Annotated in this window: 11 protein-coding genes; 5 read left to right on the top strand and 6 right to left on the bottom strand. The window is 73.0% G+C overall.

The window, feature by feature from the left end:
* Positions 1-149: 149 nt before the first annotated feature.
* Both AB0O07_RS09645 and AB0O07_RS09640 read right to left on the bottom strand, forming a co-directional pair.
* Positions 150-1,643, bottom strand: coding sequence for a CoA transferase (locus AB0O07_RS09645; RefSeq protein WP_365629625.1), 1,494 nt, complete (start codon positions 1,641-1,643; stop codon positions 150-152).
* A 110-nt stretch (positions 1,644-1,753) separates the two neighbouring features.
* Positions 1,754-2,476: a GntR family transcriptional regulator gene (locus tag AB0O07_RS09640; RefSeq protein WP_365629622.1), complete on the bottom strand. Its 723-nt coding sequence runs from the start codon at positions 2,474-2,476 to the stop codon at positions 1,754-1,756.
* A gap of 238 nt (positions 2,477-2,714) precedes the next feature.
* Here AB0O07_RS09640 and AB0O07_RS09635 point away from each other — a divergent pair, with 238 nt between their 5' ends.
* From AB0O07_RS09635 to AB0O07_RS09615, 5 genes are all read left to right on the top strand, one after another.
* Positions 2,715-4,163: a 4-oxalomesaconate tautomerase gene (locus AB0O07_RS09635; protein WP_365629619.1), complete on the top strand. Its 1,449-nt coding sequence runs from the start codon at positions 2,715-2,717 to the stop codon at positions 4,161-4,163.
* Positions 4,160-5,185, top strand: a complete 1,026-nt coding sequence (locus AB0O07_RS09630; RefSeq protein WP_365629616.1) for an amidohydrolase family protein — start codon at positions 4,160-4,162, stop codon at positions 5,183-5,185. Before AB0O07_RS09635 ends, AB0O07_RS09630 begins: the two co-directional genes overlap by 4 nt.
* A gap of 27 nt (positions 5,186-5,212) precedes the next feature.
* Positions 5,213-5,896, top strand: coding sequence for a 4-carboxy-4-hydroxy-2-oxoadipate aldolase/oxaloacetate decarboxylase (gene ligK, locus AB0O07_RS09625; RefSeq protein ID WP_365629613.1), 684 nt, complete (start codon positions 5,213-5,215; stop codon positions 5,894-5,896).
* A gap of 185 nt (positions 5,897-6,081) precedes the next feature.
* Entirely contained in the window at positions 6,082-7,002 is a 921-nt protein-coding gene (locus tag AB0O07_RS09620) for an amidohydrolase family protein (protein WP_365629610.1), read from the top strand.
* 45 nt (positions 7,003-7,047) lie between these two features.
* Positions 7,048-8,439 carry an MFS transporter gene (locus tag AB0O07_RS09615; RefSeq protein WP_365630345.1) on the top strand — a complete coding sequence of 464 codons (1,392 nt, stop codon included), beginning with the start codon at positions 7,048-7,050 and terminating at the stop codon, positions 8,437-8,439.
* 45 nt (positions 8,440-8,484) lie between these two features.
* Here the strand turns inward: AB0O07_RS09615 and AB0O07_RS09610 are convergent, their stop codons facing one another.
* The 4 genes from AB0O07_RS09610 to AB0O07_RS09595 all read right to left on the bottom strand — a co-directional run bounded on the left by AB0O07_RS09610 (position 8,485) and on the right by AB0O07_RS09595 (position 22,770).
* On the bottom strand, positions 8,485-9,714 hold the full coding sequence (locus tag AB0O07_RS09610) for a cytochrome P450 (protein ID WP_365629607.1): 1,230 nt from the start codon (positions 9,712-9,714) through the stop codon (positions 8,485-8,487).
* Between the two features lie 87 nt (positions 9,715-9,801).
* Positions 9,802-11,439 carry an NAD(P)/FAD-dependent oxidoreductase gene (locus AB0O07_RS09605; RefSeq protein WP_365630342.1) on the bottom strand — a complete coding sequence of 546 codons (1,638 nt, stop codon included), beginning with the start codon at positions 11,437-11,439 and terminating at the stop codon, positions 9,802-9,804.
* 158 nt (positions 11,440-11,597) lie between these two features.
* Positions 11,598-13,265, bottom strand: coding sequence for an NAD(P)/FAD-dependent oxidoreductase (locus AB0O07_RS09600; RefSeq protein WP_365629604.1), 1,668 nt, complete (start codon positions 13,263-13,265; stop codon positions 11,598-11,600).
* On the bottom strand, positions 13,255-22,770 hold the full coding sequence (locus AB0O07_RS09595) for an amino acid adenylation domain-containing protein (RefSeq protein ID WP_365629602.1): 9,516 nt from the start codon (positions 22,768-22,770) through the stop codon (positions 13,255-13,257). The genes AB0O07_RS09600 and AB0O07_RS09595 overlap by 11 nt, the downstream gene beginning before the upstream one ends.
* Between the last annotated feature and the right edge of the window lie 73 nt (positions 22,771-22,843).

Raw genomic sequence — 22,843 nt, 5'->3', positions numbered from 1 at the left:
GTGTCAAGACGCCCGGTCCCGCCCGGGGCGGCACCCCGCCACCCCGGGCCGGTGCCCTCCGGGCGGGCGCGTCCGCCGGGCCGGCCTGCCCCGGCAGGCGTGTCAGGTCCGGTCCGGCTCGCGTGCCAGGTCCGCCCCGGGCAGGTGTGTCAGGCCCATTTCGGCAGGTCCGTGCCCCAACGGGTCGGCGGGTGGCGCCAGGTGACGGGGGCGCCCTCGTAGTGCACCGGGGAGAGGGCGTGGCGGAGCGGGCCGTACGCCGACGGGGTCTCGGTGAGCCAGGGGGCCGGTTCGTACGGGCCGCCCTCCACGGGGGCGGGGCGCACCCCGTGCAGCAGCCAGGACGCGGTGCCCGCCAGGGAGTAGCGCAACAGCCTTCCCTCGCCGGTGTGCTGACGCTCCGTCAGGGCGCGCAGGATCCCGCCCGCGATCAGATACCCCGTACCGTGGTCGAGCGCCTGCGCGGGCAGCGCGCCCGGCACGCCGCCGCCCTCCGTGCCGTCGTCCTCCCCCTCGCCGTCCTCCCCCTCGCCGTCCTTCGCCTCGTACGCCGCGATCCCGCTCGCCGCCTGCACCAGACTGTCGAAGCCGCGCCGCGTGGACCACGGCCCGGACCAGCCCCAGGCGCAGAGCTGGGCCACGATCAGCCCGGGGCGCCGGGCGAACAGCGCCTCGGGGGCGAGTCCGTACGGGTCCAGCGCGCCGGGCCGGTAGCCGCTCACCACCACATCGGCGGTGGCCAGCAACTCCTCGAAGACCTCCCGGTCGGCGGGGGCCGAGAGATCCAGCAGGGCCGAACGCTTCCCCGGGCCCGTGTCGGTGTGCGCGTCCGCCTGCTCCGGCAGACGCGGCGAGTCCACCCGCAGCACATCCGCGCCCAGCAGCGCCAGGGTGCGGGTGGCGACCGGGCCCGAGATCACCCGGGTGAGGTCCAGTACCCGGATCCCCTCGGCGGGCAGCGCGGCCGGCTCCAGGGTCCCCGCAGGGCCGCTCGCACCGCCCGGCAGGAGCTCGACGAGCGGCGGTGTGCCCGCGCCGGGAGCGCCGGGGGAGCCGGGAGTGTCGGGGGAGTTGGGGGCGTCGGAGGCGTCGGAGGAGTCGGGGGAGTCGCCGACGGAGCGGGGCGCGGGGGCGACCGCCACCGCCAGGCCGCCCGCCGCGTACACCGTCTCCTGGACCTCGTGGGCCTCGCGCGTCGCCAGTTCGGCCGCGAGCCGCCGGGCGGTCGCGGGGGCGTCGCCCGCGTCCCGCAGTTCGAGCGCGCCGAGCAGCCGCGCCCGGTGGTGCGGGTAGTTGGCGTGGGTGCGCACCCAGCCGTCGGCCGTCCGCCAGAACCCGGAGAGCGGCGCGAACGCCGTCGGCACCCGCCCGTCGATCCGCAGATGCCGCTCGCTGACGAACGCCGTGGCGACCGCCCCCTCCCGTACCCGTACCGCCGGAAGAGGGACGCCGCGACGGAGCGCCAGCAGCTCCGAGGCGGCCAGCGAACAGGCGCCCACGGTGGCCCGCGCCAGCTCCCGTACCGGCAGCCGCGCCGCCAGCACCGGGCCCGCGCCCTCGTATGTCACGGACTCCGCGAGCCCGTCCCGGCCGCCGATCGCCGCCCACGCGTGGGCCGTCGCCGCGTCGTTTCCCTGTGTCATACAGCCATTGTCCCGTGCCGGGGCCCGCCGGCGGGGCACCGGGCCCGCCTGTCCCGCGCCGAGGGGCGCGGGACAGGCGTCGGGGGCCACGACGACGGCCGCGCTGCGGGCTACCGTGCCGCCGGGTCCATGAGGGCCTGGCCGGCGGCGGGCCGGGCCGTCCCGGCGGCCGGTTCCGTACGCTCCGGCGTGGCGCGCAGCTCCGTGGTGACGCTCTCCAGATGGGCGCGGGCGGCGGCCTCCGCGGCGGGTCCGTCGCCGGCCCGGATCGCCTCGATGATGTCCAGGTGCTGCGGGAGCGAGCGGCCGGGGCGGCCGGGACGGAGTGAGAGCCGGAACTGATGGCGGACCATCTGCGCGTTGAGCCGGTCCAGCAGCCCCTCCGCCACCTTCTGGCCGCTGATGTCCGCGATGGTCTCGTGGAGCCTCCGGTTGAGGAGGGAGTACGTGTCGAGCGCGCCCCCGTCGACCGCCTCGCGCATCCGGACGCCGATCTCCCGCAGCCTCTCCCGCTCCTCCTCGGTGGCGAGCTCCGCCGCCCGGCGGGCGCACAGGCCCTCCAGGGCGGCACGGCACTCGGTGATCTGGATCGCCTCCTCGACCGTGACCACCCGGACCCGGGCGCCCCGCCGGGGGATCAGCTCCACCAGGCCCTCGGCGGCGAGGTCCTGCAACGCCTCGCGTACGGAGCTGCGCGTGGCGTGGAAGGTGTCGGACAGCTCCTGCTCGATGAGGCGCTGGCCCGGCACCATGTCCCCGGAGGCGAGCGCCCGCCGAATCCCGGCACTCACCGTGCCGCGTCCCGCCTGCCCCGTAGCCCGCTGCTGCGTCACCTGTAACCGCTCCCCTTGACGACTCCGACGACCCTGCCGACCCGCTGACGTCCCGCTCTTCCGGCGTCCGCGCCAGTCTAGTCGCGCCGCCCGTCCTGCCGATCATGCCGAAAATTCTTTCGTCAATCATATGGTCAACAATTTGGTCGACGGTTAGGTTGTCCCCCGAAGACGCGGCGCCGCACCCACGGCGTACGCGGATCCGGACACCCGGAGCGGACAGAGCAGAGGGGAAGCGATGGCGACGGAGCAGCCCGCGACAGCCGTGGCGGCCGTGGCGGCCGTGGCGGCCGTGACCGTGTCACCCACGGACGGAGCGCGCCCCGGACCGTCCGGCGGATCCGGCGGGTCCGGCAGATCCCGTGGAGCCCGCGGATCCGCCGGATCCGCCGGACCTACGGGATCTGCCGGACCCGGCGGTCAGACCGCCGTTCCCTGCTGGTTCCTGCGGGGCGGCACCTCGCGCGGGCCCTTCTTCCGCGCCGCCGACCTCCCCGAGGACCCCGCCGCACGCGACCGCGTCCTGCTCGCCGCGCTCGGCTCCCCCGACCCCCGCCAGATCGACGGCCTCGGCGGTGCCACGCCGCTGACCAGCAAGGCCGGCGTCGTCGGACCGAGCACGCGGCCCGACGCCGACCTGGAGTTCCTCTTCGCCCAGGCCCAGCCCGACGGCGACACCATCGACACCACGGCCAACTGCGGCAACATGCTCGCCGCCGTGGTCCCCTTCGCCCTCGAATCCGGGCTGCTCGCCCCCCAGGGGGAGACGACCACGGCGCGGGTGCTCACCCTCAACACCTCGATGGTCGCCGAGATCACCGTCCGCACCCCCGAGGGCCCCTCGGGCCGGTATGTGGCGTACGCGGGCGACACCCGGATCGACGGGGTGCCCGGCACCGCGTCCCCCGTCACGATCGGCTTCCTCGACACCGCCGGGTCCGTCTGCCGCTCCCTGCTGCCCACCGGGAACACCCGCGACCGGGTCACCGCCGACGGCGTCGGCACCGTCGACGTCACCTGTATCGACAACGGCATGCCGCTCGTCCTCGTCGCCGCCGCCGATCTCGGCCGTACCGGATACGAGAGCGTCGCCGAACTCAACGCCGATACGGAGCTGAAGAGGCGCCTCGAAGCACTGCGCCTGGTCTGCGGTGAACTGATGGGCCTGGGCGACGTCGGCGACCGCAACTATCCGAAGATGACCCTGATCGCCCCGCCCGCGCACGGCGGCACCCTCACCACCCGCAGCTTCATCCCGCATGTGTGCCACGCGTCGATCGGCGTCCTCGCGGCCGTCACCGCCGCCACCGCCTGCGTCCTGGACGGCACCGTCGCCCACCGTACGGCGCGCCTCCCGGCCGCTGACACCGCCGGACCCGGCGGAGAACACACCGCAGGACCCGGCGCCGAACACACCGCAGGACCCAGCGCGGAACACACCGCCGAACACACCGCCGGCGCAGGCGCCGACGCCCCCACCGACCTCACCGTCTCCGTCGAGCACCCGGCCGGCTCGTTCGCCGTCGCCCTCGGACTCGACCGGAGCCACGGCACCCCCCGCGTCACGAAATCGGCCCTGGTCCGCACCGCGCGGCTGATCATGGCCGGCGAGGTGCTGGTCCCCGACGCGGCGGCCCCCGGCCGCGCCCGTACCACCGAGAAGGAACCCGAGAAGGACCCCGCATGATCATCGACATCCACGGCCACTTCACCACCGCCCCGCCCGCCCTCGGCGCCTGGCGCGACGCCCAGATCGCCGCGCTCGGCACCCCCGCCGCCGCCCCGGACCCGGCAGGGCCCCGGATCGGCGACGACGAACTGCGCGAGAGCCTGGAGGGCAACCAACTGCGGCTGATGGACGAACGCGGCATCGACCTCACGGTGTTCTCGCCCCGGGCCTCCTTCATGGCCCACCACATCGGCGACTTCACCACCTCGTCCCGGTGGGCCGAGATCTGCAACGACCTCTGCCACCGCGTCAGCCGCCTCTACCCGGAACGCTTCGCGCCCGCCGCGATGCTCCCCCAGTCACCCGGTGTGGACCCGGCCACCTGCCTGCCCGAACTCACCCGTGCCGTCGAGGAGCTGGGGGCCGTCGCCGTCAACATCAACCCCGACCCCTCGGGCGGCCACTGGAGCGCCCCGCCGCTCACCGACCGCTCCTGGTACCCCCTCTACGAGCAGCTCGTCGCGTACGACATCCCCGCCATGGTCCATGTCAGCACGAGCTGCAACCCCGCCTTCCACACCACCGGCGCCCACTACCTCAACGCCGACACCACCGCGTTCATGCAGCTCCTCCAGGGCGACCTGTTCGCCGACTTCCCCACCCTGCGCCTGGTCGTCCCGCACGGCGGCGGCGCCGTCCCCTACCACTGGGGACGCTTCCGGGGCCTGGCGATGGCGCTGGGGAAGCCGCCGCTGGAGGAGCACCTGATGAACAACGTCTTCTTCGACACCTGCGTCTACCACCAGCCGGGCATCGACCTCCTGCTGGACGTCGTCCCCACCCGCAGCGTCCTCTTCGCCTCGGAGATGATCGGCGCCGTCCGTGCCGTCGACCCGCGCACCGGCCACCACTTCGACGACACCCGCCGCTATGTCGAGGCGGCCGGACTCTCCGCCACGGACCTCGCCGCCGTCCAGGAACACACCGCACGCACCGTCTACCCCCGTCTCGACGCCCTGCTCACCCGGCAGGGACGCTGACCGCACCCGCGAGGAGCCCGCGACACCATGTACGAACTCGGAGTCGTCCACCGCACCATCACCCGCGCGCCCCGGGCGGAGGCCGACGCGCTCGCCCCCTTCGGCGTCAGCACCCTCCACGAGGCCCTGGGCCGCACCGGACTCATGCGCCCCTACCTCCGCCCCGTCTACCCCGGCGCCCGCCTCGCCGGCACCGCCGTCACCGTACTGCTCCAGCCCGGCGACAACTGGATGCTGCATGTCGCCGCCGAACAGGTGCGCCCCGGCGATGTCCTGGTCGCCGCGTGCACCACCGAGTCCGAGGACGGGTTCTTCGGCGAACTCCTCGCCACCTCGCTGCGCGCCCGGGGGTGCGGCGGCCTCGTCATCGACGGCGGCTGCCGGGACATCGCCGAGCTGGAGCGGATGGACTTCCCCGTCTTCAGCCGGGCCGTCCACGCCAAGGGCACCGTCAAGGCCACCCTCGGCTCCGTCAATGTGCCGGTCGTCTGCGCCAACGCCCTGGTCCACCCCGGGGACGTGGTGGTCGCCGACGCCGACGGGGTCGTGGTCGTCCCGGCCGGACGCGCCGGGGAGGTGGCCGAGGCGGCCCGGGTACGGGAGGAGCGGGAGGCGGAGAAGCGCGCCCGGTTCGCCGCCGGGGAACTCGGCCTCGACATGTACGCGATGCGCGCACCGCTGGAAGCCGCCGGGCTCCGCTACGTCGACTGAGGGGCGCTCCACCGGCGACACGCCCGCAGAGCGCCCCGCCCGCGCCCGTACACACTCCAACGCCGTACACACTCCTGCGCCGTACACGCTTCTACGCCGGTAGACACTCCCACGCCCGTACGGACCGACGCGCCGCCCGTACGCCGTGTACGCGCCCCCCCGCACCACCACAGGAGAGCCGCCCCATGACCACCCTCAGCCCCAAGACCCCCGGCTGGCTGGACTGGTACGCAGACCCGTCCCGGCCCGCCTTCGCCCTGCCGCCCGGCACCGTCGACACCCACTGCCATGTCTTCGGACCGCAGGCCGCCTACCCCTTCGCCCCCGAGCGCAAGTACACCCCGTGCGACGCGAGCCGCGTGCAGCTCTTCGCGCTCCACGGCCATCTCGGTGTCGAGCGTGCCGTCATCGTCCAGGCCACCTGCCACGGCGCCGACAACACCGCCATGGCCGACGCGGTCCGCGCCGCCGGCGGACGGGCGCGCGGCGTCGCCACCGTACGGCCCGATGTCACCGACGCCGAACTGCGCCGGCTCCACGAGGCCGGGGTGCGCGGGGTGCGCTTCAACTTCCTCAAGCGGCTGGTCGACGCGGCGCCCCGGGACGACCTCGCCGCCATCGCCGCCCGGATCGCCCCCCTCGGCTGGCATGTCGTCCTCTACTTCGAGGGCGCCGACCTGCCCGAACTGGAGACCTTCTTCGCCTCGCTGCCCACCCCGCTGGTCATCGACCACATGGGCCGCCCCGACGTCACCCGCCCCGCGAGCGGCCCCGAGTTCAGCCGCTTCCTCCGCTTCGTCGACCGCAACGACGTCTGGGTCAAGGTCTCCTGCCCGGAGCGGCTCACCGTCACCGGACCCGCCGCCCTCGACGGCGAGCGGCACGCCTACACCGACGTCGTGCCCTTCTCCCGCCGCACCGTAGAGGAGTTCCCCGACCGGGTCCTGTGGGGCACCGACTGGCCCCACCCCAACCTCACCGGCCATATGCCCGACGACGGCCTCCTCGTCGACCACATCCCGCTGGTCGCCACCACCCCGGAACACCAGCGGAAACTGCTGGTCGCCAACCCGACACGGCTCTACTGGCCCGGTGAAGGTGTCTGACCGGTGTCCCCCGAACCCCTCCCTTCCAGCAGCAAGGGCCCCGCCATGCACGACCACTCGCACACCGACGCACACACCGCCGACCGGCACTCCAACGCCGCCAACCGGCTCGACCGGCTGCCGGTCTCCCGGTTCCACAAGGTCACCCTGGTCGCCGTCTCGTTCGCGTACTTCTTCGAGTTCGCCGACATCAACACCTTCGCCGTCACCGCCCCCCGGCTGATCACCCTGTGGGGCGTCACGGTCAACCACATCGCCTATGTGACCTCGCTGTCGTTCGTCGGCATGTTCATCGGCTCGGTCGTCGCCTCCTGGATGGCCGACCGCTGGGGCCGCAAACGCACCCTCACCCTCACCACCGGGTTCTTCGCGCTCTTCTCCTTCGCCTCGGTCTTCGCCTGGGACATCGTCTCCCTCGGGGTGCTCCGTGTCCTCACCTCCGCCGGGCTCTCCGCGATGACCGTCGTCGCCGTCATCTACGTCAGCGAGCTCTACCCGGCCGCCGTGCGCGGCAAGTACCAGGCGTACGCCATCGTCATCGGCATCTGCGGCACACCGGTCACCAACCTGATCGCCAGCGCGGTCGTCCCGCTCAACGACTGGTCCTGGCGGCTGGTCTACCTCTGGGGCTCCTTCGGCATCCTCTTCCTCTACTTCGCCCGGCACCTCAAGGAATCGCCCCGCTGGTACGAGAGCCAGGGCGACCACGCCAGGGCCGACGCGATCCTGCGGGAGATCGAGGCCCGGGTCGAGGCCGAGAAGGGCCCGCTGCCCGCCCCCGCCGCCCCCGCCGACCTCGCCCCCATCGCCAAGGCCCCGCTGAGCCTGCTGCTCCAGAAGAAGTACCTCATGCCCACCCTGCTGCTCACGGTCGTGTGGGTCACCCAGACCATCGGCTTCTTCGGGTACTCCAGTTGGGCCCCCTCCCTGCTCGCCAAGGAGGGGTTCAGCGTGGAGAAGTCGATCTTCTACATCGCGCTCACCACGGTCGGCGCCCCGCTCGGCTCCTTCCTCGCCGCCCTCGTCACCGACCGCTTCGAACGCAAGTGGTGTCTGGTCGTCTTCGGCTCGGTCATCGCGCTCTGCGGACTGCTCTACGGGCTCACCTTCAACCCGTTCCTCATCGTGGTCTTCGGCTTCCTGGTGAACCTCTTCGAACGCGGCTACACGGCGCTCGCGTACGCCTACTCGCCCGAACTCTTCGACACGCGCGGCCGGTCGCTCGGCACCGGTGTCTCCTACGGGCTCGGCCGGCTGTCGAACGCGGTGGGCCCGCTGGCCATCGCCGGGCTCTACAACCACACCGGCTACCAGAGCGTGTTCTTCTTCATCGCCGGCTCCTGGATCCTCGGCGCGGTCACCCTCGCCGTCTTCGGCCCCCGGACCCGGGCCGCCCGGCTGGCCGCCGCACCCGCCCCCGAACCGGCCGCCCACTGACGGGCGGCCCGGCGGCGGGCGGCTGTTCGGGGGCGGCCGACGGGCTCACCAGGCGACCGGCAGCTCGTGCAGCCCGCTGAAGAACTCCTTCCTGCGCCAGCGGAGCTGGTCCACCTCCACCGCGAGCCGCAGTCCGGGCCAGCGCGTCAGCACCCGCTCCAGCGTCACCTGGAGCTCCAGCCGGGCCAGATGCGCGCCCAGGCAGTAGTGGGCGCCGTGCCCGAAGCTGAGATGGGTGTTGGCGGGCCGGTCGAGCACCACCCGGTCCGGTTCCGGGAAGATCTCCGGGTCCCGGTTGGCGGCCGACGGGGAGACGATGACGGGCTCGCCCGCCCGGACCACCACCCCGCCCAGCTCGACGTCCTCCAGCGCGTACCGGGGCAGCACCAGACCGTTCAGCAGCGGTACGTACCGCAGCAGTTCCTCGACGGCCTTCGGGATCAGGGCGGGGTCGGCGCGGAGCCGGTCCATCGGCGCCTCGTCGCCCTCGTGGGGGAGGAGCAGCAGCGAGAAGAAGTTGCCGATCTGGTTGGTCGTGGTGACGAACCCGCCGATCAGGAGCTCGTTGAAGAGGCCGAGCAGCTCCTCCTCGGTGATCGTCCCGTCCTGGTCGCACGCCCGGATCAGCAGGGAGAGCAGATCGTCCGCCGGCTCCCTGCGGCGGGCCGCCACCCAGCCGTGCATCAGGGCGAAGAAGCCGCCGGCGGCCTCCCGGATCGCCTCGGGCGTGGTGTTGCCCGAGGTCACCGTGGAGGCCCAGGCCCGCACATGGGGGTGGTCGTCGTGCGGCACCCCCGTCAGCTCGCAGATGACCGTCATCGGCAGCGGGAAGGCGAAGCCGTCGATCAGGTCCGCGGGCGCCCCGGCCGCCGTCATCCGGTCGAGCAGACCGTCGGCGATCTCCTCGACCCGGTGGCGCAGCCGCTCGATCCTGCGCGCGGTGAACTCCCGGCTCAGCAGGGCGCGCATCCGGGTGTGCACCGGGGCGTCGGTGGCGATGAGGCCGCCCCCGGTGCGGGGCATCTTCCCGATCCGGGGCGCGTCGCGGCGTACCGCCTCGGCGAGGCTGAAGCGGGGATCGGAGAGGACAGCGCGGACATCCTCGTGGCGGGTGGCGAGCCAGGACTCCTCGCCGTAGGGGAGGCGCACCCGGGCGAGCGGACGGTCCCGCAACGGCCGGTAGTCCGGGTGCAGATCCAGCCCCTCGGTGGTCCAGAAGGGATAGTCGAGCGGTGCGGGGCAGCGCGGGGCGTGCTGTTCCTGCTGGGGTGACATGGGGGGTGGTTCCGCCTTTCCTGGCGTGGTCGTACGCGGTCGTACGCGGTCGTACGTGGGGGGACGGGTGCTCGGGGGCCGGTGGGACTACGGCCCCACCGGCACGACGACATGGGTGGGGGGTGGCGCCGTCTCGTCGACCGAGGCCGTGAAGCCGACCCCGTCGTCCCGGCAGATGAACTGCATGACCTGCCGCCCCGCCGCGGCGGCCCTGATCAGACCGCCCGTGGTGGCCCAGACCCCGGAGAGATAGAAGTTCTCCAGCCCCGGCAGGGCGGGGCCGTGCTTCTTGACCAGCTCCTCCATCGTCTCGCCGCTCTCCACGAAGGGCTGCCAGCCGAGGAAGGTGCCGTCGTAGTTGCCCGTGTACCGGACCTGGGTGAGGGGGGTGCAGGTGTCCCGTACCGCGATGGAGTCCCGCAGCCCCGGATGGCGCTCCTCCAGGAAGTCGATGACCGTGTCCCGCACCCGGCGCTTCGCGGCGGAGTACGGGCGGCCGCGGCGCACCGGCAGGGTGTGCAGCTCGCCGCCGCGCCGCAGCCGGGAGAACTGCTCCGGCCCCTCGCTCAGTTCGCGCCAGGGCGCGATGTCGGAGAAGTACGTCGCGTAGATGACCGTCGTGTCCGGGGGCGACAGCTCGGGGTAGAACTTGTTGCGGAACTGGATGTTGAGGCTCGGATGGCGGATGCCCAGCAACTGGGAAGCGGTGGACTCGTCCAGCAGATGGGTGGTGGTGGGCTCCCCCTCGGGGAAGGCGCGGCGCACCCCCAGGAACACACTGACATAGCCGGGGAAGACCATCCCCGGCTCCTCGATGGTCTTGGTGAACAGCTTCCGGTACTCGTCGTCGAGGTACCGCCCTTCGAGGAAGTCCAGCACGGTGGTAGGGCCGTCGCACGCCGAGACGACGATGTCCGCGCGGTGCTCCCGCCCGTCCACCAGCCGTACCCCCACCGCCCGGTCGTTCTCGACCAGGATCCGCTCCACCTTCGCGTTGTACGTGACCTCGCCGCCCAGCCGCTGGTAACGGTCGGCGATGGAGCGGGCGAGCCCGAGCGAGCCGCCCTCCGGCACCCCCGCCGACTGGTTCGCCTGCGAGGCCATCTGGAAGTAGAAGGGCAGCACGGGGAAGTTGGGCTGCTTCTCGTACAGGATGTAGTTGAACGCCTCGCGCAGCAGCGGGTCCTTGAACCGGGCCGAGTACTCCGCCATCAGCTCCGACATCGAGGTACGGAAGAGGTTGAAGTACGGGACGAAGCCGGCCAGCATGCGCCACCGCTCCCACCGGCCCATCAGCGCGACCGGCTTGAGGAACGGATAGGCGGGCAGGGCCGTACGGAACTTGCGCAGCCCGGCGCAGAACGCCCGGATGGGGCGGGCGTCGCCCGGCGAGAGGTCGAGCAGATGGGCTTCGAGCCGGTCCGGGTCGGAGTAGAAGTAGACCGCCCGGCCGTCCTGGCCGCGCACGATGTTGAAGACGTCGAAGTGGCGCATCTCCTTGCCCTGGAGGGCGCCCAGCTCCAGCCAGATCTGGTGCATCTCGTTGCCGGGCCCGTTGCCCAGCAGCCAGCTGATGCAGCAGTCGAAGGTGAAGTCGCCGCGCCCCCAGCCGGTGCAGCAGCCGCCGGGGATCTCGTGCATCTCGAAGACCTGGCTGCTGTAGCCGTTCATCTGCGCGTAGCACCCGGTGGAGAGGCCGCCGAGACCCCCACCGATGATGATCATGGATTTTCTGCGGGGGCGGCCAGGCGCCATACCGTGCTCTCCTCGGAGTTCTCGTGGTCTGTTCTCTGCGGTGGCCCGGCCATCGCGCACGCGGTCCCGGCCATCGGATACGTGGTCCCGGCCGCCGGCCGCGTGGTCCCCGCGGACCGTGGGCGCGCTCACCGCACCCCCCGCTGTTCGAGCTGCGGCAGCTTGCCCAGCTTCCCCGGGTGCCAGGGCTCCGTCGCCTCGCTCTCCCAGGCCCGGAACTCCAGGCCCAGCTCCCGGCAGAGGTACTGGGTGACGAAGCGCCCGCTCGCCGCGGCCCGGATCAGGCTGCCGCCGCCGAACCACTGGCCGGCCAGCGAGAAGCCGTCCAGCCCCGGCAGCCGCAGCCGGTCCTTGTTGATCAGGCCCGTGATCACGTCGTCCGCGTCGGTGAAGGACTTCCACCCCAGGATCGAGCCGCCCGACACCCCCGTGTACCGCTCGGTGGTCACCGGCGAGGCCACATCGATGACCTCGATGGCGGGACCGATGCCCGGATGGTGCCGCTCCAGGAAACCCCGGACGAAGTCGGCGACCTCCTGCTTCCGCGCCCAGTACCCCTTGCGGTCGGTACGGCGCAGCTCCTTCCAGTACCCGTAGTCGCTGAAGTACGTGCAGTGCACCACCGAGTGGCCGGGCGGCGCGAAGCCGTCCGAGTACCGCGACCTGAGCTGGACGACCATGCTGTTCTGGCGCACACTCGGCAGCGCCGCGCTGTCCTCGTCGGAGAGCAGATACGTGGTGCTGTGCCGCTCGCCCTCCCCGAACTCGCCCTTGAGGCCGACGAACGCGGAGACCACCCCCGGATAGAGCAGCTCCTCGCGCTCCATCATCCGGTCGAAGAGCAGCTCCACCTTGGGGCTGGAGTACGCCCCGCCGAGCAGCTTCTTCACCGTGGTGAGCCCGTCGCAGGCGGCCACCACATGGTCCGCGTAATGGCGCTGCCCGCCGCGCAGCTCCACCCCGACCGCCCGGCCGTCCTCGATCAGGATCCGCTCCACCCGCGCCCGGTAGTCGACCCGCCCGCCGAGCGAGGTGTACCGCTCCTCCACCGAGCGCGCCAGCCCGAGCGAACCGCCCTGCGGGAAGCCCGCGTTGAGATGGTGGGCGCTCGCCATGTTGAACAGGTACGGCAGCAGCGGGAAGTCCTCGTGGTCCTGGAAGAAGATGAACGGGAACGCCCGGCGCAGCAGCGGGTCCTGGAACCGCTCGGTGAACGACTCCATCCGGGTCGCCGCCGTCCGCCAGAAGAGCAGGAAGTCCGGGAGGACGACCCGCAGGGTGGCGAGCTTCTCGCCGAGGGACTGGAGGGGCGGCGGGGTGAGGAACGGATAGTGGTTGACGGCGATGAAGCGCCGCAGATCGCGGCAGAAGGCGCGGATGGGCCGGGCGTCGGCGGGTGAGATCTCCAGGAGATGCGCCTCCAGCCGGTCGGGGTCGTTGTAGAACGTCACCGACCTGCCGTGCTCGTCCATGACGGTGTTGAACATCTCGAAGTTCGCGATGGTCTTCCCGTCGAGGGCGCCCAGCTCCCGCCACACCTGACTGGCGTGGTTGCCCCGGCCGGTGCCGGTCAGCCACTCGATGCAGTAGTCGAAGACATACCCCTGCCGGGACCACGCCGTGCAGCAGCCGCCCGGCAGGACATGCCGCTCGAAGATCCGGGTCTCGGCGCCGCTCATCTGCGCGTAACACCCGGTGGAGAGGCCGCCGATGCCGGCGCCGATCACGATGACCCGGGGCCGGTCGCCCGGCGCCCGCTCCCGCCGCTGCCAGACCGGACGGTTCTCACGCGACATGGGACTCAGCTCCGGCGAGGTCGGTGACTCCGGTCATGACGGCGAGGGTGAGTCCGGCGTTCCGCGCCAGATAGGTGTCGTCCAGCATCTCCGCGTGCGTCCCGTGGCCGCGCAGCAGCTCCGTACGGCCGGTCGAGCTGCCGTGCCAGGTGCCGCGCTGCCCCGCCGCGTAGAACGAGGCCTTCCGCTCGTCGGAGATCACACTGACGGTCCCGGAGACCGTGCCGGTGTTCGGGGTCCGGCCGCAGAAGTCCAGATACTCCCTGGCCTGCGCGAGCGTCGCGTCGGCGACCTCCGTCGAACCGGTGTGCCGGTGGAGATGGCCGCGCAGCTCGTGCTCGAACGCCTCGATGTGCTCGTCCGCGAGCGCGTGGGCCTCCATGATCCGGTACGAGTCCATGATCACCACATGCGGGACGGCGCGGCCCCGCGCCTCCAGCTCCTTGGCCACCTCGAAGGCGAGGTTGCCGCCGAGCGAGTAGCCGAAGAGCGGGCAGGGGCCCTCGGGACGGAGCGACTCGATGAGGTCCGCGTACCGGACCACCTTGTCGTCGCCGTCGACATGGTTGAACGCGACCAGTTCATGGTGGGGCAGATGCTCCGCGAACCTGCGGTAGACCAGGCCGTGCCCGCCCGCCGGCGGGAAGCAGAAGAGCGTCTCCCCCCGGCCGGTGTTGAACGTCAGATACGGGCCGCCGCCGGAGATCTCCCCGGTGATGATCGACTCCACGGTGCGTGCCATCCCGTGCAGCGTCGTCACCTTGAAGAGCAGACTGACCGGCACGGTGATGTTGAACTCGGCCTGGAGCCGGTGGATCAGCTCGATCAGCTTGATGGAACTGCCGCCCGCCGCGAAGAAGTCGCTGCGCAGCCCCACCTCGCCGAGGGAGAGCAGAGTCTCCCAGTGGGCCGCCATCCGCTGCTCGTAGAGCGTCACCGGCGGCTCGTGCGCCTCCGCCCCCGACTCGGCGGCCGGCTCGGGCAGCGCCGCCAGATCGACCTTGCCGTTCGCGGTGAGCGGCAGCGCCGCGACCGCCGTGAAGTGCGCCGGGATCAGATAGGTGGGCAGCCGGGTGGCGAGATGGCGCCGCAGCTCACCCGCCCCGGGCCCACCCCGCACCCCGCCCGGCTCCCCGGCCGCCCCGGGCTCTCCGGCCGTCGGGACGTAGTACGCGCAGAGGAGCGGCTCCTCCCGCGCGTCCATCCGGACCGTGACCACCGCCTGGCTCACCCCGTCCAGGGCGACCAGCAGCGATTCGATCTCCCCGGGCTCGATCCGGTGCCCGCGCACCTTGAGCTGGGCGTCCGCCCGGCCGAGCAGATGGATCAGCCCCCGCGCGTCCCGCCGGGCCAGATCGCCCGTCCGGTACAGCCGCTCCGGGGCCGCCCCGGGGCCGCGCCCCAGCGTCAGCTCCACGAAGCGTTCGTCGGTCTGGGCGGGATCGCCCGCGTACCCCAGCGCCAGCCCGGCGCCGCCGACCCACAGCTCCCCGGTCACCCCGGGCGGCACCAGATCCCGGTGGTCGTCGAGGATGTGCAGCGAGCAGTTGGGCAGCGGCCGGCCGATCGGCACGAGCTGATTGGGCGCCAGCCCGTCCGTCGGCCCCTCGAAGTACGCGCTGTCCACGGCCGCCTCCGTCAGGCCGTACGAGTTGATGACACGGGTCTCCGGGGAGCACAGGGCGCGCAGCCGCTCGTACTCCTCGACCTTCCAGGCGTCGGAGCCGACGATCACCAGCCGCATGAAGTCCAGCCGGTGGCCGCCCCGCGCGCAGTGCTCCATCAGGGCGCGGGCCACCGCGGGGACGAACTCCGCGCAGTCGACGCCCTCCTCGGCCATCGTCCCGTACAGCCGGGCCGTGTTGAGCAGCAGATCCCGGCCGATCAGCACCAGCCGGCCGCCCGAGCAGAGCCCCCGGACGAGATCCCCGGTGAAGACGTCGAACGACACACCCGCCATCTGGAGATGCGTCCCGGGCGCCGCGCCCAGACCGTACTCCTCGTACCAGGCCGCCTGGACGGCCGCCAGCGCCCGGTGGCCCACCCGGACCGCCTTCGGCCGGCCCGTCGACCCCGAGGTGTGGATGACATACGCGGGCGCGTCCAGGGAGACCGGGAACCCGGCCGCCTCGGCCGCCCCCGCCTCCTCCGGAGCGCCCTCGCCCGCCACCGCGACATCCAGCCCGGCGAACCGCTCCCGGTCCTCTTCCCCGGTCACCACCAGCACCGCCCCGGCGTTCCGGGCCATCAGCACCAGCCGGTCGGTGGGGTGCCCCGGGTCGAGCGGCAGATAGGCGGCGCCCGCGTACCAGACCCCGAGCAGGGAGACGATCAGCTCCGGCGACTTGCCGAGGCAGACCGCCACCACATCGCCGTCCCCGACGCCGCGCGCCCGCAGCCGCCGGGCCAGCCGCCGAGCCCCGGAGTCCAGGGCACCGTAGGTGAGCCGCCGGGTCCCCGCCGACTCCGACGGTACGGCGACCGCGACCGCCTCCGGGGTCCGCGCCGCCGCCTCGGCGATCAGCCGGGGCACGGGCACCTCGTGCGGCAGGGCCCGGCCCCGCGCACCGGCCGCGTCGAGGATCCGGCCCCGCTCCCGGGCGCCCAGCAGATCGAGCCGGGCCACCGGCTCCTCGGCCGGCACCGTCGTGAGGGCGTCCAGGACCTGGGTGTAGTGGGCGGCCATCCGCGCCACCGTCTCCGGCAGGAAGATATCGGTGTTGTACTTCAGGACGCAGTGGAACCGCCCCTCCGACTCCTCCTCGTACGCCGACAGCGTCAGGTCGAACTGGCCCTCCTCCTCCGGCAGTTCGATGTACTCCAGCCGGTAGCCGTACTGCTCGCTCGCCACCTGGTGGGCCAGCAGGATGAACATCGCCTGGAAGACCGCCGACCGGCTCGGGTCGTGCTGGAGCCCCAGCTCCTCGACGAGCAGCACGAACGGATACTCCTGGTTGTCCAGCCCGCCCAGCACCACCTGCCGGACCTGCGCGAGCAGCGCCGCCACCGACGGGGTGCCCGACAGATCCGCGTACAGCGGCAGCGGGTTGACGAAGTACCCGTAGACGGAGGAGAACTCCTCGTCCGTACGCCCCGTCACCGGCGACCCCACCACGATGTGGTCCTGGCCCGAATACCGGTGGAGCAGCACGTAGTAGGCGCTCAGCAGCACCATGAACACCGTCACATCGTGCTCACGCGCCAGCGCGTGCACCCGCGCGCTGAGATCCCCGTCCAGGACGAAGAACTCCGAAGCCCCGTTGTGGGTCTGCACCGCGGGGCGCGGCCGGTCGGTGGGCAGATCCAGCGCCGGCACCTCGGCGGGCAGCGCGCCCCGCCAGTACTCCAGCATCCGCCGCGCGTCCGGCGAGGCCAGGAACCGGTTCTGCCGGTTGAGGAAGTCCAGGTACCGCGCGGGCACCGGCGGCAGCTCCACCGCCCTGCCCCGGCAGAGTCCGTCGTGGAGCGCCAGCAGCTCCTCGATGAAGGTGAAGGTGGAGATCGCGTCCGAGATGATGTGGTGGACGGCCTTCATCACGATCCACCGGTCAGGGCCGCGCTGGAAGAGCCGGAACCGCACCAGCGGGTCGCACTCCAGATCGTACGGACGCCGGTACTCCCGGACGATCATCTCGTGGATGTCCTCCCAGGCCCGGCCCCGCACATCGAAGAGCGCCACATCCGGCTCGTTCCGCTCCGAGATCCGCTGGACGGGCCGGCCGTCCTCCAGGGTGAAGTTGGCCCGCAGCATCGGATGGCGCGCCACCAGCAGCCGGAACGCCGCGAACATCCGCTCCGGCTCGATCCTCGTCCTGATCTCGACGGCGCCCCCGATGTTGTACGCGAACCCCTCCGGGTTGAGCTGCTTGAGGAACCACAGGGCCTTCTGGTTCTGCGTCAGCGGATGGCGGAACGCGTCCTCGTGGACCTCCACCTCGGCGCCCGAGCCGGCCCCTTCGGCCTCCTCGGCGACCAGCACCGCGGCGGCCTGGTGCAACTGCTCGCCCAGCTCGGCGGCGGGCGCGCCGCTGAGCAGCGCCACCAGCGGCAGCGCCACCCCCGTCTCGGCGAGCACCCGGGCCCGCAGCTCCATCGCCAGCAGCGAGTCCAGCCCCAGGGCGGCCAGACTGCTCGTCCCGTCGATCCGGTCGGTGGGCACCCGCAGCACCGTCGAGGCCACCGCGGAGAAGCGCTCGGCGACCAGCTCGGCCCGCCCCGCCTCGTCCGCCGTACGGAACAGGTCGAGGAAGCTGCTCCGCTCCCCGGCCTCCGTCCCGCTCTCGGCCGCCGCCGCCAGCTCCGTGACGAGCGGCGGCGGTGACGGATACCAGGCGAGGAAGGTCTTCCAGTCGACCACCGTGGCCACCAGCAGTTGGGCGCGGTCCTGGCCCAGGACCCGTTCCAGAACGGACATCCCGGCGTCGGGGGAGAGCGAACTCATGCCCCGGCTGGTGCGGTAGTGCCGTACGAGCCCCAGCTCCTCGATCATGCCGGTCGCCCACGGGCCCCAGTCCACCGAGAGCGCGGGCAGCCCCAGCGCGCGGCGGTGGTGCGCCAGCGCGTCCAGGAAGGCGTTGCCCGCCGCGTAGTTGGCCTGGCCGGCCGTGGTGAGCAGCGAGGCGATGGAGGCGAAGAGCACGAAGTGGTCCAGCGGCTCCGCGCGCAGCTCCCGGTGGAGCAGCCACGCCCCGGCCGCCTTCGGCGCGAGTACGGAGTCGAACGCGTCCCGGTCCATCGCCGGGACCAGGGTGTCCCGCACATGCCCGGCCAGATGGAACACCCCGCGTACGGGCAGACCGTCCTCGGCCCGGTACCCGGCCAGCCACGCCGCCAGCGCCCCTTCGTCGGCGATGTCCAGGCAGGCGTGGACCGGATGGGCGCCCAGCGCCTCCAGCTCCTTCACGAACGCGGCGCCCCGGCCCGCCGCCGACTCCGGGTCGAGCCCGCGCCAGACGGCCCGGCCGGGCAGCGGGGTGCGGCCCACCAGGATGAGATGGCGCGCCCCGCGCCGCACCAGGAAGCGGCAGAGCAGCCGGCCCAGCGCGCCGAACGCGCCGGTGACCAGATAGGCGCCGTCCGGACGGAGCCGGGGCGCCAGGGGGCGCGTGAGGTCCTGGGGGCGGGTGAGCCGGCAGATGAGACGGCGCCCGTCGCGCACCGCGACCTCGTCCTCGTCGGGCCCCGGCCGCGCGGCCGTGCGCACCACCTCGTCCAGCACCGCCCGGGCCTCCTCCGCCCGGCCCCCGGCGCACTCCGGCGCCAGGTCGATCAGCGCGCCCCGGTGCGCGGTCAGCTCCTGGTGGCGCAGGACCCGGCCGATGCCCCAGGCGGGCGCGCCCAGCGGCTCCACCCGGTCCCCGTCGCCGGCGGCCTGCGTCCCCCGCGTGACGATGTGCAGGGCGGCGGGGGAGGCGAGTTGCCCCGGATCCTCGTGGAGCGCCTGGGCGAGCGCGATCAGCGAGTACGCCCCGAGCGTGCTGTGCTCGGCCAGCCGGGAGCGCTCGCTCTCCGCCAGCGCCGGCAGATCCAGGTTCCACAGATGGACGATCGTGTCGAGCCCCCCGGCGCCCGCGCCGCCGGAGTCCGCGCTTCCCGGGTCCGCGCCGCCGGTCGCCCCGGCCAGCTCGGCGAGTAACCGGCGCAGATCCTCGGCGCACCCCGGCACCACCGTGGACATCCCCAGGTCGGGCCCGGTGGCGTACGCGTCCCCCGGGCGCACCAGATGGCAGCGGCCCCCGCGCGCGGTGACCAGCTCCGCCAGCGCGTCCGCGACCCCGCCGGGCGCGTCGGCGAAGAGCAGCCAGCGGCCCGCCGTGATGGTGTCGAGCGGCCCGCCGCCGGCCGGGCTCTCGGCCCAGCTCGGCTCCGCGAGCCAGGTGTCGATCGTGGCGAGCCCCACGCTGGTCGACGCCTTCTCGACATCGGCGGCCCGGAACCCGCCGATATGCCCCAGCGGGGTGCCCTCCTCCCCGTACAGCGCGATGTCCCCGACGAGTTCCCCGGCCGCCCGCCGCACCACGGTGGCGTGCACCCAGAGCGGCCGGTCGCCGATCTCCTCCGTGCGCACCTCCTCGATGGAGAGCGGCAGCAGGATCCCGGTCGAGCCGTCGGCCCCCTCCGCCCCCGGAGCGCCGCCGAGCGCCGTACCGTCCGCGAGCCCCGCGGCCAGCAGAGCCTGGAAGCAGGAGTCGAGCAGGACCGGGTGGAGATGGTGGTCCGCAGCGCCCTCCCCGATCGCCTCCGGCGGCCGGATCCGGGCCAGCGCCTCGCCGCGCCCGGTCCACACCTCGGCGATGCCCTGGAACGCCGGCCCGTAGTGGTAGCCGAGACCGCCCAGCGTGGCGTAGCACTCCGCCCCGTCGAGCCGGCGCCGCCCACGGGCCCGGAGCGCTTCGAGCTCCAGCCGTGCGGCCGGCCAGGCCCGGTGCCCCGTCAGGGCCACCCCGCTCGCGTGGACGGCACGCTCCTCGCCGGGTCCCGAACCGGTCCCGATGGTGAAGGCGGCGCTCTCCGGCGCGTACGCGAACTGTACGGTCCGCGCGGTGTCGTCCGGCAGGAAGAGCGCCTTGCGGAACTCGACCGAGCCGAACGCGGCCCGCCGGTCGCCGGTGAGTTTCCGTACCGCCTGGGCGGCCATTTCGAGATAGCCGGCGGCGGGGAAGAGCGCCCGCCCCTGGATCCGGTGGTCCGCCAGATACGGGGCGCGCTCCACATCGAGCTCCGCCTCCCACACCGGCTCCGTGGTGGCGAGCCGGCGGCCGAGCAGCGGATGGTCCACCTCCCCGAGCCGCACCTGCGCCACGGGCCGGGGCTCCGTCCAGTACCGGTCGCGCTTCCACGGGTAGCGCGGCAGCGGTACGGTCCGGCCGCCGGGCTGGAGCACCTCCCAGGCGATCTCGGTGCCCAGGTTGTGCAGGGCGGCGAGCGAGGTGGCGAAGCGGGCCGGCTCGTCCTCCTCCCGGCGGATGGAGGGCACCGTCACCACCTCGGCGCCCGGCTCGAAGGGACGGTCCTCCAGGCACTCCCTGACCGAGTGGGCGAGCACGGGGTGCGGGCCGATCTCCAGGAAGACCCGTACCCCGTCGTCGGCCAGCCGCTCGACGGCGGGACGGAAGCGCACACTGTCCCGGACATTGCTCCACCAGTACTCGGCGTCGAGCTCCGTCCCGTGCGCCCGCCCCTCCCGCCCGGTCAGCTGGAGCGGAACCTGTGCCGGGCGCGGCTCGATCCCGGAGAGGGAGTCGAGGAGTTCGTCCTTGATCCGCTCCATCGCGGCGCTGTGGTACGGCACCTTGACGGAGAGGAAGCGCGCGAAGACCTGGTCGGCCTGGAGCCGCTCGGCGAGCGCGGTCAGCGCCGCCTCATCCCCCGCGAGGGTGAGCGCGGTCGGACTGTTGACGGCGGCGACGGACACCTGGTCCGCGTACGGCCGGATCCGGCGCTCCGCCTCCTCCTCGGAGAGCCCCACGGCGAGCATCGTCCCCGTCCCCACCAGCCGCTGCTGGAGACGGCTGCGGTGCACGATGACCCGGACGGCGTCACGGAGGGAGTAGACCCCGGCCTCGTAGAACGCCGCCGCCTCGCCCGTGCTGTGGCCGACGATCGCGTCCGGACGCACCCCGTGGGCGCGCCAGAGGGCGGCGAGGCCGATCTGCACGGCGAAGTTGGCGGGCTGGGCGAGCCAGGTCTCGGCCATCCGCGAGGCGGTGGCGTCCGCGCCCATCTCCTCGACCAGGGACCAGCCGGCGAGCTCCGCGATCTCCCGGTCGACCCGCTCGACGGCCTCCCGGTAGACGGGCTGGGTGGCGAAGAGCTCACGGCCCATGCCCCACCACTGGGGGCCCATCCCGGTGAACACCCAGGCGAGCCGGCGGTGTTCGGGGTCGCGCCGGCGCCCGGTGACCACCCGGGGGTGGGCCTCGCCCCGGGCGTGCGCGGCCAGCGCCTCGGCCAGCTCCTCGCGCGAGGTGTGCACCACGGAGAGCCGGGCGTCATGGTGCTGGCGTCGGTGGGCGAGAGTGTGCCCGAGGTCGGCGAGGGAGACGGCGGGCGCGCCCTCGGCGGTGGTGGCCGTCACCTCGCGGTGGATCTCCTCGGCGAACCCGGGCAGCGCGGACGCGTCCCGCGCGGAGAGCGGCAGCACCGTGCACCGGGGCCGCTCACCGGCGGCCTCCCGGACCACGACCGGGGGCGCCTCCTCCAGCAGCACATGCGCGTTGGTCCCGCCGAAGCCGAAGGAGTTGACCCCGGCCCGCGCCGGGCCCTCGTGCGCGGGCCACCGCGTGACCCGCGTCGGGATGGTGAACGGGGCGGCCTCCAGGTCGATCGCCGGGTTGACCCGCTCCAGATTGATATGGGGCGCGATCGTACGGTGCTCGATGCTGAGCGCGGTCTTGATGAGCCCGGCGATCCCGGCCGCCGACTCGGTGTGCCCGATGTTCGTCTTGACCGAGCCGACATAGCAGGCGGCGCCCGGCTCCCGGCCCACCGCCAGCGCCCGGGCGAGCGCGGCGGCCTCGATGGGGTCGCCGACCGGCGTGGAGGTGCCATGGGCCTCGACGTACTGGAGGCTGCCCGGCGCGATCCGCGCCTCCGTGCAGACCCGTTCGATCAGGCTGACCTGGGCGTCGGCGCTGGGCACGGTGATGCCGTTGGTCCGGCCGTCCTGGTTGACCCCGCTGGCCGTCACCACGGCGTGGACCGGGTCCCCGTCGCGGACCGCGTCCGACAGCCGCTTCAGCGCCACGACCCCGACGCCCTCGGCACGGACATAGCCGTCGGCGCCCGCGTCGAAGGTACGGGAGCGGCCCTCCGGCGAGAGGAAGCCGCCCTTGGTCTCGGCGATCGTGTACTGCGGGGTGAGATGGAGCAGGGTGCCGCCCGCCAGCGCCAGGGAGGACTCGCCCCGGCGCAGACTCTCACAGGCCAGATGCACCGAGACCAGGGACGAACTGCACGCCGTGTCGATCGACAGACTGGGCCCGCGGAAGTCGAAGCAGTGCGAGATCCGGTTCGACACCATCGTCATCATCGTGCCGGTCGCCGTGTGCGCGGCCAGGGTGTCGAAGCGGAGGTCGGCGAACTGCACGATCTTGTAGTCGAGGGTGAAAGCGCCGATGAACACACCGACATCGCTCCCGGCCAGCTCACCCGGCTTCTGCCCGCCGTCCTCCAGCGCCTCCCACGACACCTCCAGCAACTTCCGCTGCTGCGGGTCCATATGCTCCGCCTCGCGCGGGCTGATGCCGAAGAAGGCCGGGTCGAACTCGTCGAAGCCGTCGATATAACCGCCCCTGCCGCCGACCAGCCGGCCCGGCTTGGCCTTGTCCCGGCTGCCGAGGGTCGTCACGTCGTACCGGTCGCGCGGTGTCGGTCTGATGCAGTCTTTCCCGTCCAGCAGGTTCTGCCAGAAGGCACGGTGGTCACCGGCGCCGCCGGGGAAGCGGCAGCCGATCCCGATGATGGCGATCTTCTCGGGAGGCGTGGTGCGGAGCGGTTCAGCCATGTCTGTTCCTTGAGTGGTCAACACGCGTATATGCGCGGAGGGAAGGCGCGCCTCCGTGCCGCGGCCGGCGGGA

The sequence above is a fragment of the Streptomyces sp. NPDC093085 genome (genome assembly GCF_040683935.1).
Taxonomy (GTDB): Bacteria; Actinomycetota; Actinomycetes; order Streptomycetales; family Streptomycetaceae; genus Streptomyces.
Note: the sequence above shows the minus strand (reverse complement) of the source record. Positions and strands in the feature narration are given on the sequence as shown.